This is a genomic window from Aquiflexum lacus (genome assembly GCF_015476655.1).
Lineage (GTDB): Bacteria > Bacteroidota > Bacteroidia > Cytophagales > Cyclobacteriaceae > Aquiflexum > Aquiflexum lacus.
Window position 1 is genome coordinate 1 of the sequence record NZ_JABFHF010000001.1, and the last position, 13,076, is coordinate 13,076.

Below are 13,076 nucleotides of genomic sequence, written 5' to 3' on the forward strand. Positions count from 1 at the left end.
ACCTCACCAACAGGGTTTTACGTCCTTAAACTGACGGCTATGGCCGGCAGGCAGGAGCGAGAGACGGGAAGCGAGAGTTTAGATTTAAGAACCAAGAGCCAAGATAGCTTAACCTTTGAGGTCTTTTTTGACCTCGAAGGTTTAGGATAAGAACCAAGATTCAAAAACCAAGACAAAAGAAGCAAGATGCGAGAAACAAGAACCGAGAGTCAAATTCTGTACCGTTGGATAACGGGTAACCAAGAGTCAAAATTGGACTTGGTAGGAATTGGCTGGAAGTAGGAAACAGTGTTAGCCTCTTGTAAATATGACATTTAGGATAATGTGCAATTTTCAAATCTAAAACCTGCCTGCCGGCAGGCAGGTCTAAAATCTAAATTCACTCTTCAGACTTCCCCTTAGACAGCCTCCCGGCCTTTTTCAAAGCCTCATAGACAATCCATTCGATCTGCCCGTTGGTACTGCGGAACTCATCGGAGGCCCACTTTTCGACGGCTTTCATCATCTTTTCGTCCAACCGGAGCGCGAATGGTTTTTTAACCGACATTTTTACGCTGATTTTATTTGATTAAACTGTTTGATGGCTTTTTGCATTTCTTCCGGTTTTTGAGTTCCAATCAGAAATTTCTTGTCCTTCAAGCTGACAATCAGACCATGTTTGCCACCTACATTGTATGCCCACATGGTAAAGTTGTACCTAATTCCCCAGCCACCAAACTTTGTCAGTGAGTTGTATTCGATCAATTCTAATTTTTCAATTTGATTGATGTTGTATTTCCTTTGGCCTATTAATGGGAAATAGCTAAAAGACAACCCATTTTCATCAATACGGGTCTTCAATTGAAGGCTTACAAAAAGCATGACCACCAATCCCAAAATCATAATTGGAATAATAACTTCCCAGCCTTCAATAGGTTGGGTGAAGATTCCATAAAATGTAATTCCAGTGACCAAAACCAGAACGGCCCAGATCCAAGGTTGATTAAATCGCTGTGTTTCTTTGAATACGAAGCTTCCCATAATTAACTTTCTTTTGAAGGTTGATCTTTCCATTCTGCTAGCAGTTCCTCTGCCAGAACTGGATTTTTGAGACTAAAGGCATATTTTCTTTTGTGAGTTTTGATTTCTAGGAGGTAGTCGGCTATGAAAATATATGCCCGGTACTTTCTCCCCATGCGCAAGCCTATTCCACCATATTCCAACATCCCATCGGTCTTTTTGACTTTTGCTTCAAGGATTTCTTCAACGCTGAATTTTTTCCAGCCATTGATGAAAGGCGGATTTCGAAATGCCAATCCATACCTGTCCAACCTCACTTGCAGTTTGATGTTCAAGATCATTAGAAAAAGCAAGATCATTATGGAACCGACTACGGCAACTGCAATCGGCCCATCATCCCCAAGGTGGCCGGTCTGCCAAAGGACCACCATCAGGATCAGGGTAGGCAATTCCAACAACAAAATGGCATACATCAACCAAGTTCCTCTGAAAGTATGTGTTTCATTGACTACCATTCTTCTTTATTGATTGAGTGTCCCTACATTCAACACCGGACTGGCAGATCGGTCAGAACAAAGCACCACCATCAGGTTGCTGACCATAGCCGCTTTTTTCTCTTCCTCAAATTCAATGATTCCTTTGATTTTAAGATCTTCCAATGCCATTTCCACCATGCCTACTGCGCCGTCCACTATTTTCCTCCTAGCTGCGACAATTGCTGTGGCCTGTTGTCTTTGGAGCATGGCGGAGGCGATTTCCTGGGAATAAGCCAAATGGGAAATCCTCGCTTCGATGACTTTAATACCGGCATGATGTAAGCGTTCAGAAATCTCAGCTTCCAGTGAATGGTTGACATCTTCCACACCGGAACGTAACGTAATTTCAGCATCTTCAGCCTCAAAATCATCATAAGGGTATTTACCCGCCATTTTTCGAACCGCAGCATCCGATTGTAAGTGAATGAAGTTTTCATAATCTTCTACTTCAAAAGTAGCCTTGAACGTATCCTCTACCTGCCAAACGACAATGGTTCCCACCATGACCGGATTACCGATTTTGTCATTGACTTTGAGGGGTTTGTTTTCAAAATTCCTTACCCGAAGCGAAATTTTGTTTTTGGTCATAAAGGGATTGACCCAAAAGAAGCCATTGGCTTTGACTGTTCCCTTGTAGGCACCGAAGAGGATCAGCACCATGGCCTTGTTAGGTTGAAGGGTAAAAAATCCTGGGAGAATCAGGATAAATCCCACACCCAAAACAATTCCGAGAATATGTATCTCATTGATAAACGAAAATGCAGTGGCCGGAATCAGGGCTATCGCCACCAAAACCATCAAATAGCCAGAGAAAGGTTTTACGATTTTTTCCATATTATTATGATATTAATTTGATATCAATACAATATACATTGTTGACTTTAAAAAAGTTGCTTTTTGGGGGAATTATTTTTTGGAATAGTTTTGAATAGCATAATAAAAAGGAACTCAAAGGTTTTTTAGATGAGATTTTTTTTATTTGATTAAAACTACTTTTTGGGATTAAATCATAGGCTTATAATGATCTCTGTCTAAAAAGTTTCAACCACTTTGATTTTACCAAAACCTTTGTAAAGTAAGATTCGTCAATAGATTTAGTTTTCAAATTTTGGGATTACTTTTAAAAATAAAAAGAGGCATGTAAATTCTCTTGGAAAACATATTAAAACAAGAATGATGTAAAATCAAAATACACAAGTATGAATAAGCGTAAAATAGTAAACACCTTTATTTTTCAGGACTTATTTTAACAATAAAATGTATCCAAAAAATAAGCGTTCATTTGAAATGCTTTCAGAGGGTATGTTAGCTTACCATCAATTGGAATTCCCTGATAAGTTGGATTTTTCCCAAGCTCAATCTATCAGTTGGGAAGAAATCAACCTTCCTGAGGAAAGAAAGCAGCTTGCTGTGAAACACCTCGAAAACTCTTTGGCAAAAGGAGACCATTTTTTTAATCAATTTTTGGCAGCAGTTATATATGATAAATCCGGGGATAATGAAAAGGCACAACTTCACGCACGGAATGCAATGAACGATTATCCAAAACACTGGTCAGAAAAGAAAAGGAAACTTATAGATGATTTACTAAAACAAAATTTTGATTTAGCCACTCAATAATTCTTTTTTACTTTACGTTTAAAACCTTCGAGGTCAAAAAAAGACCTCAAAGGTTTTGGGTTTGACCTTTGAGGTTTTTTCAAAACCTCGAAGGTCTTAGTGTTAGATTAAAGGTCTTTCTTTTTCTTTGATCGAATTTCGGTGAAAATTTAAAACTTTCGAGGTCTGAAAAAGACCTCAAAGGTTAATAAGCCCAATAAAACCTTCCCGATTCAGTTCTGAGTAATCTTGAATCCTGAAACTCACCGATCACCACAAATTTTTTAGTCATTTTCAATTTTATAGTCAATTAAAATTCTGAGTCGACCTATGTGTATGTGGTAAAAAAATAACCCTGCAAGAAAAAAATTCTTTTTCCTGCAGGGTCAACTTCTTGTCTATTTCGACATTCATTATTAAACATTCTTAATTTCGAATACAGAACACCTAATTTCGAATAATGAAGTACCGTAAATCTACAATCTAAAATCTAAAATCAAGTCAACATTGCCCCATCCACCTGAAGCACCTGACCGGAAATATATGAACTCATGTCAGAACCCAAGAACACACAGGCATTGGCCACTTCTTCAGGTTGGCCACCTCGCTTCATCGGGATTCCATCTCTCCAGCCCTGAACTGTTTTTTCATCCAAAACACCGGTCATCTCAGTTTCGATAAAGCCCGGGGCAACGGCATTGGAACGGATGTTTCTTGATCCCAATTCAAGCGCCACAGATTTGGTGAAGCCGATGATCCCGGATTTGGAAGCCGCATAGTTTGCTTGGCCAGCATTTCCTTTGATTCCTACTACCGAAGTGATATTGATAATCGATCCGGCTTTGGCTTTCATCATGGGACGGGTTGCAGCTTTGACGGTATTGAAACAGGATTTGAGGTTGACACCTATTACTTCATCCCAAGCTTCTTCAGTCATTCTCATCAGGAGGTTGTCTCGGGTGATTCCGGCATTGTTTACAAGGATTTCCAAGGAACCAAATTCAGCTACTACCGCATTGACCAATTCTTCAGCCGCTTTGAAGTTGGAAGCATCGGAGCGGTAGCCTTTTGCTTTGATGCCGAAAGCTGCAAGTTCATTTTCCAATGCCTGACCTTTTTCGACACTTGATAGATATGTAAATGCCACATTGGCACCTTCCTGTGCATATCGGATGGCGATGGCTCTTCCTATTCCTTTAGATGCTCCTGTGATCAGAGCTGTTTTTCCGCTTAATAATCCCATGTTGTATTATTTTGGTTGGTGTCGTAAGGTCCAAAAATAAAAAAAAATCACGCAAAGACGCCAAGAAGCAAAGATTAATAAATTTAAGATGGGTAGTATCCAAGTAAATTTTATTAATCCTCCAACCCATTTACAATCCTCTTAAAACCATATTTTATCAATTTCTCATTGAAATTTATCAACAAACCCAGTTTGATATCCGTGAGTTTTAAGTATGTATTTACCTGCTTAAAATGTTTGGGATGAAGGGTTTCTACAGCCTTGATTTCTATTAAAACTTTTCTTTCTACAATTAAATCTGCTTTAAAACCTTGCTCAAAGACAAGATTGTCCCATTTAACCTTGATTTCCTTTTGCCTTACTACATGCAATCCTTTTTTTGTCAGTTCATGTGCTAAAATGTTTTCATAAACAATTTCATACAGACCAGGACCGAGCGTGTAATGGATGTGGTATGCAGAATCAAAAATTTCTCTAGCTATATCATTTTCTGTCATTTATTTCAGCATCTATATTGGAATGGCGATAACTTTTAGATTCAAGCTAATTTAATTCAATTTTTTTTCTTTGCATCATGGCGTCTTTGCGTGAACCCAATCCTTACTAGACAAATTTTTTTCTCTGCCCAAAAGCCCTATTTTTGCATAGCTAATTTGAAAATTAAATAATAAGAATATGTCTTCTACGAAATATGATTTGATTGTTTTGGGTTCTGGTCCGGGAGGGTATGTTGCTGCAATCAGGGCTTCACAGTTAGGTTTGAAAACGGCAATTGTCGAAGCCGCCGAGCTAGGTGGTATCTGTTTGAACTGGGGTTGTATCCCAACCAAAGCATTGATCAAAAGTGCACAAGTTTTTGAATATATCAATCATTCAGAGGATTATGGAATCACTGTGAAAGAAGCTTCTGTGGATTTTCCCAATATGATCAAAAGAAGCCGTGATGTGGCCGCGGGCATGTCCAAAGGAGTTCAGTTTTTGATGAAAAAGAACAAAATCGATCAACTTTTAGGATGGGGAAAAATTCAGCCTGGTAAAAAGGTAGAAGTTGAAGATAAGGACGGTAAAAAAACAGTTTATGCTGCTGACCATATTATCATCGCCACAGGTGGTCGGGCAAGGGAACTTCCTGCTTTGAAGATCGATAATGAAAAAATTGTTGGTTATCGTAAGGCAATGACGCTTGAAAAAAAGCCAGAGAAAATGGTTGTAGTTGGATCAGGTGCCATTGGCGTTGAGTTTGCATATGTTTATAGTGCTATTGGGGTGGAGGTGACCATTGTTGAATTCATGGACAGAATAGTCCCTGTTGAAGATGAAGAGGTTTCAAAAACACTTGAAAAAATTTACAAGAAAGCAGGCATTAAGATCATGACAAGTTCCGAAGTCACTGCCGTAGATACAAAAGGCAAGGGATGTAAGGTGACTGTCAAAGATAAAAAAGGAGCTGAGTCCACTATAGAATGTGATATTGTATTGTCTGCTGTGGGTGTGGTTTCCAATGTGGAAAATATAGGTTTGGAAGATGTTGGGATTTTGGTAGATAGAGGAAAAATCAAAGTTGATGAGTTTTACAAAACCAATATGCCGGGATACTATGCCATTGGAGATGTGACCACCGGTCCTGCCTTGGCCCACGTCGCTTCTGCTGAAGGGATCACCTGTGTAGAGAAAATCGCCGGTCATCATCCTGAGCCTATAGACTACAACAATATTCCCGGCTGTACTTATTGTATCCCTGAAATTTCTTCTGTGGGCTACACAGAGGCCAAGGCCAAAGAAGCAGGTTATGATGTGAAAGTGGGTAAATTCCCATTCTCTGCTTCTGGAAAAGCATCAGCTGCTGGAGCTAAAGATGGTTTTGTCAAATTGATTTTTGATGCCAAATATGGGGAATTGCTAGGAGCTCATATGATCGGTACTAATGTGACCGAGATGATTGCTGAGATAGTGGCCATCCGTAAGTTGGAGACAACAGGAATGGAATTGATCAAAACTATCCATCCACACCCTACTATGTCAGAGGCAATTATGGAAGCAGCTGCACAAGCATATGGAGAAGTGATTCACCTTTAATCCTATAATTTTCTTATATTCGAAACACAAGGTCAGATATTTGATCTTGTGTTTTTCTTTTTATTAAAGAGAAAACCATTAAAGCCACAACTTTTGGAAGAAGAACAACTAATTGCAGGATTGAGAGCGCAGGATCGAAAAACGATAGAATATTTATACGATAACTATTCACGAGCACTCTTTACTGTCATTTCCAGGATTATCACCGATAAGGACATCGCAGAAGAAGTGTTTCATGATGCCTTTATCAAGATTACCCGGAAAATTGACAGTTACGATGAGTCAAAAGGAAGGCTTTATACTTGGATGGCCAATATTTGTAGGAATTCAGCCATTGACAAAACCAGGTCCAAAGAGTATTCTAAGAGCAATAAGACCAATACGATTGATGACTACGTATATGGTTTGGAGAGCGAGTCAGGAACATCAGAGTTGGTCGACGGAATTGGAGTCAAGGAGCTTCTAGTGGACCTCAATGAGGAACAAAGGTTTGTGATTGAGTGCATTTATTTCAAAGGCTACACCCATTCAGAAATTTCAGAGGAGTTTAACCTTCCTTTAGGGACAGTCAAATCGCGCATCCGAGCAGCAATCAATGTGTTAAAAAAGAACTTAGATAGAATCTAGTGGATATTCAAGCATACATATCGTCAGGCAAACTCGAACTCTTCGTATTGGGAGAGTTAAGTGAGCGGGAAAGGGATGAGGTCATTCAGTTGGCCAAACAATACCCTGAGATCCAATTAGAATTGGATCAGATAGAGGAGGCATTTTTTCAATTTGACAATCAGGCTGGGATTAATCCATCATCCTCTGTCAAAAAGAAAATATTCGAATCCTTGGATCAAGGAATGGCCGAAAGTCCAGAAGTAGTTTTGACCGCTTCAAAAGAAGAAGTGACCACAAAAACTATAAGCATTCAACCTTGGAAAGCATATTTTGCCGCAGCAAGTATTGTCGCACTGTTGGCATCGGCTGTGGCAATTTATTTTGCAATGCAATACAATGATGTAGACAAAAGGTTTGCGGCTTTGCTTCAAGAGCAATCGGTTTTGGCTGAGGAAATGAATCAGTACAAAGTGAATTTTGAGGAGGCAGATGCCCAGTTGGAAATACTTTTGGCCGGAAACTATGAAAGGATCCCGATGAAAGGGGAAGGCTTTGAAATGCAAAAAGATGCTGCTGTGGATGTTTGGTGGGATAAGGGCAGCGCAAGTGTTTTTGTCTCGGTCAATAACCTCTCCGGTTTGGAAGAACAGTATGACTATCAGCTTTGGGCCATTGGTGAACAGGGTCCAATTGGTATCGGTCTTGTAGATGCAGGTCAGAAATTCAGTCTCCAGCAAATGCAGGCAGTAGCCTCAGCAGGTGCCTTTGCCATTACCGTAGAACCAAAGGGAGGAAGTGAGAGCCCTACTTTGGAGAAATTGGTAGTGTTGGGGAATGTTGTTTAGAAATTAGCAATTATTTATTTGGATATTAAATGACCCGGCTATTTGGCCGGGTTTTATTTTTTAAGGATTAATGCCCAATTTGCCTGTTCAATTTTCAAAACCTATGGAACTCCAACTATCCACCCCTGCACTGCTTTTTTCGGCTATCACTTTGATGATGCTGGCTTTCACCAACAGATTTTTGGCCGTTGCCAATCTGATAAGGGGCCTTCACAAAAAATTTCTGGAAAATCCCGATCAGGAAATTATCATTGACCAAATTAGGAATCTCAAAAAAAGGGTGAGCATGATCAAGTACATGCAATTGTGCGGGGTATTGAGTTTCTTACTCTGTATTATCTGTATGTATCTGATATTTGTAGACGCACAACCTGCAGCTGACTATGTTTTTATATTCAGTATGTTGGCTTTATTGATTTCACTGGCCATTTCTTTGTTTGAGATATTGATTTCCAATCAAGCTATTAACCTTGAGTTGAAAGATATGGAGGACCATTTTGAGAAACGAAAAAGTAGATTGGACTCTTGGTTTAAAAAGGATAGGGAATGATTGTGAAAATTAAAGCAAAACGTTTCTGGATAAGGTGGAAATAAATTGAAATAAGGTAGAAATATTGTTGAAATACAATAGAACTAGGGTAGACTTAAATAGAAATTCGGGTTGATTCTGAGAAAATCTTTTTAAGCGCTAAATTTTTCTGAATTGTTAATTGCTTGCGGTTTCGATGGAGAGATATTTATAGACACACATTTCCATAAAAAAGAACAAATGAAAATAAATCTAACTAATAATATTTTGACCAATACTACCAAAGCAATATTTGGTTTTCTAAATAGCAGAGCTATTTTAATTCTCCTTTTGGTGGTTTTCTCATGTGGCATCAAAGGAAATAACGAAGGAAAATTAGAGGAAACAGAGAAACGAAGTTTCATCCAAGTGGATAATTTGGAGGAAACTGAAGACTTTTATACTTGGAATCCTGACCGTATCCCCATGGTATCTGCACATAGAGGCGGTCCTTATCCTGGATTTCCTGAAAATTCCATCGAGGCTTTTGAAAATGTTATCCAATACACCCATGCAATTATTGAATTTGATGTAGCGATGACCAAAGATTCCGTCTTGGTATTGATGCATGACAATACAGTTGATAGGACCACAACGGGCAAAGGGAGAGTGATTGATCTGGATTTGGAAGAGATCGGCCAATTGTATTTGGTGGATTTGGAAGGGAATAAGACAGGTTTTCGAGTTCCTACTTTGGATGAAGCCTTAGCATGGTCCAAAGGAAAGGTTCTTCTCACAATTGATATCAAGAGAGGGGTTCCTTTTGAAATGGTAGTGGATGCCATTCGGACACACAACGCAGCACCTTATGCCGCTGTCATCACCTATTCCTTTGAGGCTGCCAAGAAAATTCACTCGCTTCATCCTGACTTAATGCTATCTGTTACGATTAGGAATGAAGAAGAACTTGAAAGGTATGATAAGGAGATTATACCGACAGAAAAGTTAATTGCATTTACAGGAACATCCTCAAGAACACCTGCATTCAATGATATTTTACATCAGAGAGGTATTTTCACTATTTTAGGTGTCATGGGAAATCTTGACAACAGCGCAATCGCTCAAGGTGAGGAAGTTTATATAGGCTTGGTCAGGAGAGGTGCGGATATTTTGGCTACAGATAGACCCATAGAAGCGGCGAAGGCGATTCAAGAATTGATGCCTGAGGAAAGTACGAAGAAAAAGTATTTTGAAAAAAGATAATAGATTTGAGACACAAGATATAAGATTGTGTATTATTTCTTGGTCTAACTTTTACTTTAAAAAAACGAGAAAATGATAATTGATTTACGTTCGGATACCCTTACCAAGCCCACAAAAGAAATGCTTGAAGCCATGTGGGCCGCAGAAGTTGGGGATGATGTGTTTGAAGAAGACCCAACGGTAAACAAGCTTGAAGAGAAACTAGCTGGTATATTTGGAATGGAGGCAGGGCTTTTTTGTCCCTCCGGTACCATGACCAATCAAATTGCCATCCGCTTACATACCCGACCGCAGACAGAGGTCATCTGTCATAAATATTCCCATATCTACCTCTACGAGGGCGGAGGCATCATGTCCAATTCCCATGCTTCTGTCAAACTTTTGGATGGGGCTTATGGGAAAATCACTGCACAGGATATTGCGGAAAATATCAGTCCGGACGATGTGCATGCCTGTGAGACCACTTTGGTTTCTTTGGAAAATACGATGAACAAAGGAGGTGGCAGTATTTACACTTTAGAAGAAGTAAAGCCTATCAAGGAAGTCTGTGAAAAGAACGCATTAAAACTTCATTTGGATGGGGCAAGGATTTTCAATGCATTGGTAGAGTCCGGAGAAAGTCCAAAAAAATGGGGACAAATGTTTGATACCATTTCTGTCTGCTTGAGCAAAGGATTAGGCTGCCCGGTAGGTTCTGTCCTCTTGGGAACCAAAGCAGATATCAAGCGGGCTAGAAAAGTCCGTAAAGCTTTTGGTGGAGGAATGCGACAGGCAGGTTTTTTGGCTGCGGCCGGGATTTATGCCTTAGACCATCATGTCGACCGATTGAAAGAAGACCATGCCCGGGCTAGGGAATTGGGGAAAATGCTTGAAAATCACCCCTTGGTTTCAGAGGTTTTTCCAGTTGCTACTAATATTGTTATTGCCAGACTAAATGGAATCTCCCCTGAAGAAATGCTCACCAAACTTGCTGCAAAAGAAATCAAAGCTGTCCGATTTGGTAAAGATCAGATTAGGTTTGTGACGCACTTGGATTTTGGGGATGAGGGGTTGGAGGAGTTTGGGAAGAGGGTGAAAGGATTGTGATTCACAGTTTTTCTAATCTATTTGAATTTGTATCTTTATTGAAAAAAATATAAGAATGATAACAAAAGAAAAAGTCCTACAAACATTAAAAGAAATGCCTGAACAGTTCTCCATTGATGATTTAATGGAAAAACTTATCCTGATCAATAAAATAGAAATTGGGATCGAGCAGGTTGGGAAAGGAGAAACCTATACGAGTTCTGAAGCAAAAAAAATGATTAAAGAATAGTCAAAATAAAATGGTCCAAGGAAGCCATTGAGAATATTTTTGAGATTCGGGAATATTATATGCAAGTTTCCCCACGATACGCCGAAGAAATTACTGACCGAATATTTGATAAGGAAAATTTAATAATTGCTTTCCCAAAGATGGGGAGAGTTGTTCCGGAACTAAATAATGAAAGTATTAGGGAGATTATTTATAAAAGCTATAGGATTATCTATGTGCTATTTGATGAAAAAAGTATAAATATTATAGCTGTTCATAGTTCATCCCAACCCCTTTCAGGAATATCAATTTTTGAATGAAATCCCAAATAAATAATCCCTTTCTATCTGTTTACTGCCATACAGGTAATTTTACAAACACCTACTTAAAAGAAATGATTTTTGTGGCAAATAGCTTATTCAATTAAATTGTTTTCTTCACCCACCCCTTTTTCAAATTCCCTGATACCCTTAAGTAACCTTTCACCATTTTTTGGACTATTTAAAAGGTAAATAGTTTCCTGCATGCTTTCATAATCAGTTTTGGAAAGCACCTCCACATCTTCTCTGCTTGTCCGAGTGACATAAAGAGGACTATGGTCTGTGATTATCTTGTCCAAAAAGGCTTTAAGGTTTTGTCTGAATTTGGCGTATGTAGTAATTCCCATAGGTTTGTTTTAAAGTGAGAATAGAAATAAATTAGACCTTATACAATAAGCTGTACAGATGTTTTTATGTTCTATCAACCAATCCTAAAATATGCATCCCTACATTTCACACCTGCTTGAAGATATTTCAAAGGCATATAGCAGAAAACCCCAAGAGGATTTCTCCCATCCCCAGACCATGGAAGAGCATTTTGAGGAAATCGAAAATTGGATTGCCCATGATCCGCCAAATACCTTTGGTGATTATTGTGGTTTGAAAGTGGAAGATTTCCCGCCTGCAGATCAACTTTCTGAGGATGATATGACTACCATCTGCAAGGCTTTCAAAAAAATGATGCAAAGTTGGAATTTGGATATTGATTTACCGGATAATTTGCCGATTTCTTTTGCCTATTCGATGACAGTGGAGACACTCAATGAAAAAACGGCAATAGTAAATCATGGCTTTATGACATTTGATTATTGTTCCGGGTCACCGGAAGGTTGTGCTTTTAAAGAATACTGTCCCCGTATCGACCGGCTTAAAGACCTCCCACAAGATTTTGACTTGGATTTTGGAGATGAAGAACTTCCTTATTGAATATTATATGAAATCAAGTGAAACTAAAACCGATCTCTTTAAGAGAAAACTAAAGATTGTATTGGAAAAATCCTCAACAGGCTTTAGCGCATATGCACCAGAAGAAGAAGGTATATATACCGTAGGGGAAACTTATGAAGAAGTAAAGGAAAATATTGCTGAGGTAATTGAATTTAAGACAGAATATTTGGAGGAGATGGGTAATTCTGCGGAAGCAGAAAGGTTGAGGAATGCAGACATCGAATATTTTCTGGATATACAACAATTCTTTGAGCAATACTCTATGCTCAACAAAAGTGAATTTGCCAATTTCATCGGGATGAACCCCAGCATGATGCGCAAAATCAGCAAAGGATTAGTCTCTTTGTCAGATGCCAAAGCCCGTCAAATTGAAGAGGGACTTCACCGTTTGGCAGATGAGTTTGGTAAAGTGAATTTTGCATAATTTTTATCAAAAGGAATGTGGCTTTAGCCCATTTAATGAATTTATGGTTCAAAATGGGATATAGCCAAAATTGAATGGTGAGATCAAAGGATAGATGAATTGATTTGGATAAAGCCTGGGTAATCGGAATTGCTTTATTTTCCTCCAGCTAAAGCAGGAGGCAATTGATGATAATATGTGAATTATGAGATTGAGATCATTATGAATAGGAATGTGGCTTTAGCCCATTCACAAATGTATGTTTAGCACAAATTGGCTTTAGCCAAAATTTCTTGGGGGTTTTGCATAAAAAAAAGCCCACATTTCTGTGAGCTTCTGTACCCAGAGCCGGAGTCGAACCGGCACGAGTGTAACCTCATTGGTGTTTGAGACCAACGCGTCTACCAATTCCGCCATCTGGGCATTTCAATTA

General features: G+C 39.0%; 18 protein-coding genes and 1 tRNA gene. 11 read left to right on the forward strand and 8 right to left on the reverse strand.

Annotated elements, in window-relative coordinates; all coding sequences use genetic code 11:
* Nucleotides 1-379 precede the first annotated feature (379 nt).
* Genes HMJ38_RS00005 through HMJ38_RS00020 form a run of 4 tightly spaced genes read right to left on the reverse strand, consistent with a single transcriptional unit; the run spans nucleotide 380 to nucleotide 2,369 of the window.
* On the reverse strand, nucleotides 380-547 hold the full coding sequence (locus tag HMJ38_RS00005; RefSeq protein WP_194972324.1) for an Arc family DNA-binding protein: 168 nt from the start codon (nucleotides 545-547) through the stop codon (nucleotides 380-382).
* Nucleotides 548-549: 2 nt separating this feature from the next.
* Complete coding sequence (locus tag HMJ38_RS00010) at nucleotides 550-1,020, reverse strand: hypothetical protein (RefSeq protein WP_194972325.1); 471 nt, start codon at nucleotides 1,018-1,020, stop codon at nucleotides 550-552.
* Nucleotides 1,021-1,022: 2 nt separating this feature from the next.
* Nucleotides 1,023-1,514, reverse strand: a complete 492-nt coding sequence (locus tag HMJ38_RS00015; protein ID WP_194972326.1) for a hypothetical protein — start codon at nucleotides 1,512-1,514, stop codon at nucleotides 1,023-1,025.
* A 6-nt stretch (nucleotides 1,515-1,520) separates the two neighbouring features.
* On the reverse strand, nucleotides 1,521-2,369 hold the full coding sequence (locus tag HMJ38_RS00020; protein WP_194972327.1) for an SPFH domain-containing protein: 849 nt from the start codon (nucleotides 2,367-2,369) through the stop codon (nucleotides 1,521-1,523).
* A 423-nt stretch (nucleotides 2,370-2,792) separates the two neighbouring features.
* Here HMJ38_RS00020 and HMJ38_RS00025 point away from each other — a divergent pair, with 423 nt between their 5' ends.
* Nucleotides 2,793-3,155 (forward strand): hypothetical protein, encoded by a 363-nt coding sequence (locus tag HMJ38_RS00025; protein ID WP_194972328.1) that lies wholly within the window; start codon nucleotides 2,793-2,795, stop codon nucleotides 3,153-3,155.
* 475 nt (nucleotides 3,156-3,630) lie between these two features.
* On the opposite strand, the gene fabG is transcribed toward HMJ38_RS00025, so the two are convergent.
* Together fabG and HMJ38_RS00035 are read right to left on the reverse strand one after the other, a co-directional pair.
* The gene (gene fabG, locus HMJ38_RS00030; RefSeq protein WP_194972329.1) at nucleotides 3,631-4,377 is read right to left on the reverse strand and encodes a 3-oxoacyl-[acyl-carrier-protein] reductase; all 747 of its coding nucleotides are present in this window, start codon (nucleotides 4,375-4,377) and stop codon (nucleotides 3,631-3,633) included.
* A 113-nt stretch (nucleotides 4,378-4,490) separates the two neighbouring features.
* Nucleotides 4,491-4,874 (reverse strand): GxxExxY protein, encoded by a 384-nt coding sequence (locus HMJ38_RS00035; RefSeq protein WP_194972330.1) that lies wholly within the window; start codon nucleotides 4,872-4,874, stop codon nucleotides 4,491-4,493.
* A gap of 178 nt (nucleotides 4,875-5,052) precedes the next feature.
* On the opposite strand from HMJ38_RS00035, the gene lpdA reads away from it, so the two are divergent.
* The 8 genes from lpdA to HMJ38_RS00075 all read left to right on the forward strand — a co-directional run bounded on the left by lpdA (nucleotide 5,053) and on the right by HMJ38_RS00075 (nucleotide 11,292).
* Nucleotides 5,053-6,453: a dihydrolipoyl dehydrogenase gene (gene lpdA, locus HMJ38_RS00040; protein ID WP_194972331.1), complete on the forward strand. Its 1,401-nt coding sequence runs from the start codon at nucleotides 5,053-5,055 to the stop codon at nucleotides 6,451-6,453.
* A 93-nt stretch (nucleotides 6,454-6,546) separates the two neighbouring features.
* Nucleotides 6,547-7,080 (forward strand): RNA polymerase sigma factor, encoded by a 534-nt coding sequence (locus HMJ38_RS00045; protein WP_194972332.1) that lies wholly within the window; start codon nucleotides 6,547-6,549, stop codon nucleotides 7,078-7,080.
* A complete protein-coding gene (locus HMJ38_RS00050; protein ID WP_194972333.1) occupies nucleotides 7,080-7,907 on the forward strand; it encodes an anti-sigma factor in 828 nt (275 codons plus the stop codon). The genes HMJ38_RS00045 and HMJ38_RS00050 overlap by 1 nt, the downstream gene beginning before the upstream one ends.
* Before the next feature lie 103 nt (nucleotides 7,908-8,010).
* Nucleotides 8,011-8,457, forward strand: a complete 447-nt coding sequence (locus HMJ38_RS00055; protein WP_194972334.1) for a DUF2721 domain-containing protein — start codon at nucleotides 8,011-8,013, stop codon at nucleotides 8,455-8,457.
* Between the two features lie 219 nt (nucleotides 8,458-8,676).
* On the forward strand, nucleotides 8,677-9,678 hold the full coding sequence (locus HMJ38_RS00060; RefSeq protein WP_194972335.1) for a glycerophosphodiester phosphodiesterase family protein: 1,002 nt from the start codon (nucleotides 8,677-8,679) through the stop codon (nucleotides 9,676-9,678).
* A gap of 72 nt (nucleotides 9,679-9,750) precedes the next feature.
* Entirely contained in the window at nucleotides 9,751-10,764 is a 1,014-nt protein-coding gene (locus tag HMJ38_RS00065; RefSeq protein WP_194972336.1) for a threonine aldolase family protein, read from the forward strand.
* A 55-nt stretch (nucleotides 10,765-10,819) separates the two neighbouring features.
* Nucleotides 10,820-10,993 carry a hypothetical protein gene (locus HMJ38_RS00070; protein ID WP_194972337.1) on the forward strand — a complete coding sequence of 58 codons (174 nt, stop codon included), beginning with the start codon at nucleotides 10,820-10,822 and terminating at the stop codon, nucleotides 10,991-10,993.
* 5 nt (nucleotides 10,994-10,998) lie between these two features.
* Nucleotides 10,999-11,292, forward strand: coding sequence for a type II toxin-antitoxin system RelE/ParE family toxin (locus tag HMJ38_RS00075; protein WP_317174481.1), 294 nt, complete (start codon nucleotides 10,999-11,001; stop codon nucleotides 11,290-11,292).
* 95 nt (nucleotides 11,293-11,387) lie between these two features.
* On the opposite strand, the gene HMJ38_RS00080 is transcribed toward HMJ38_RS00075, so the two are convergent.
* Nucleotides 11,388-11,639, reverse strand: coding sequence for a type II toxin-antitoxin system Phd/YefM family antitoxin (locus HMJ38_RS00080; protein ID WP_194972338.1), 252 nt, complete (start codon nucleotides 11,637-11,639; stop codon nucleotides 11,388-11,390).
* Nucleotides 11,640-11,730: 91 nt separating this feature from the next.
* Between HMJ38_RS00080 and HMJ38_RS00085 the strand changes: the two genes are divergently transcribed.
* Nucleotides 11,731-12,219, forward strand: coding sequence for a hypothetical protein (locus tag HMJ38_RS00085; protein WP_194972339.1), 489 nt, complete (start codon nucleotides 11,731-11,733; stop codon nucleotides 12,217-12,219).
* 7 nt (nucleotides 12,220-12,226) lie between these two features.
* The gene (locus tag HMJ38_RS00090) at nucleotides 12,227-12,664 is read left to right on the forward strand and encodes a type II toxin-antitoxin system HicB family antitoxin (protein WP_194972340.1); all 438 of its coding nucleotides are present in this window, start codon (nucleotides 12,227-12,229) and stop codon (nucleotides 12,662-12,664) included.
* A gap of 318 nt (nucleotides 12,665-12,982) precedes the next feature.
* On the opposite strand, the gene HMJ38_RS00095 is transcribed toward HMJ38_RS00090, so the two are convergent.
* Nucleotides 12,983-13,066: transfer RNA gene (locus HMJ38_RS00095), tRNA-Leu, on the reverse strand.
* Between the last annotated feature and the right edge of the window lie 10 nt (nucleotides 13,067-13,076).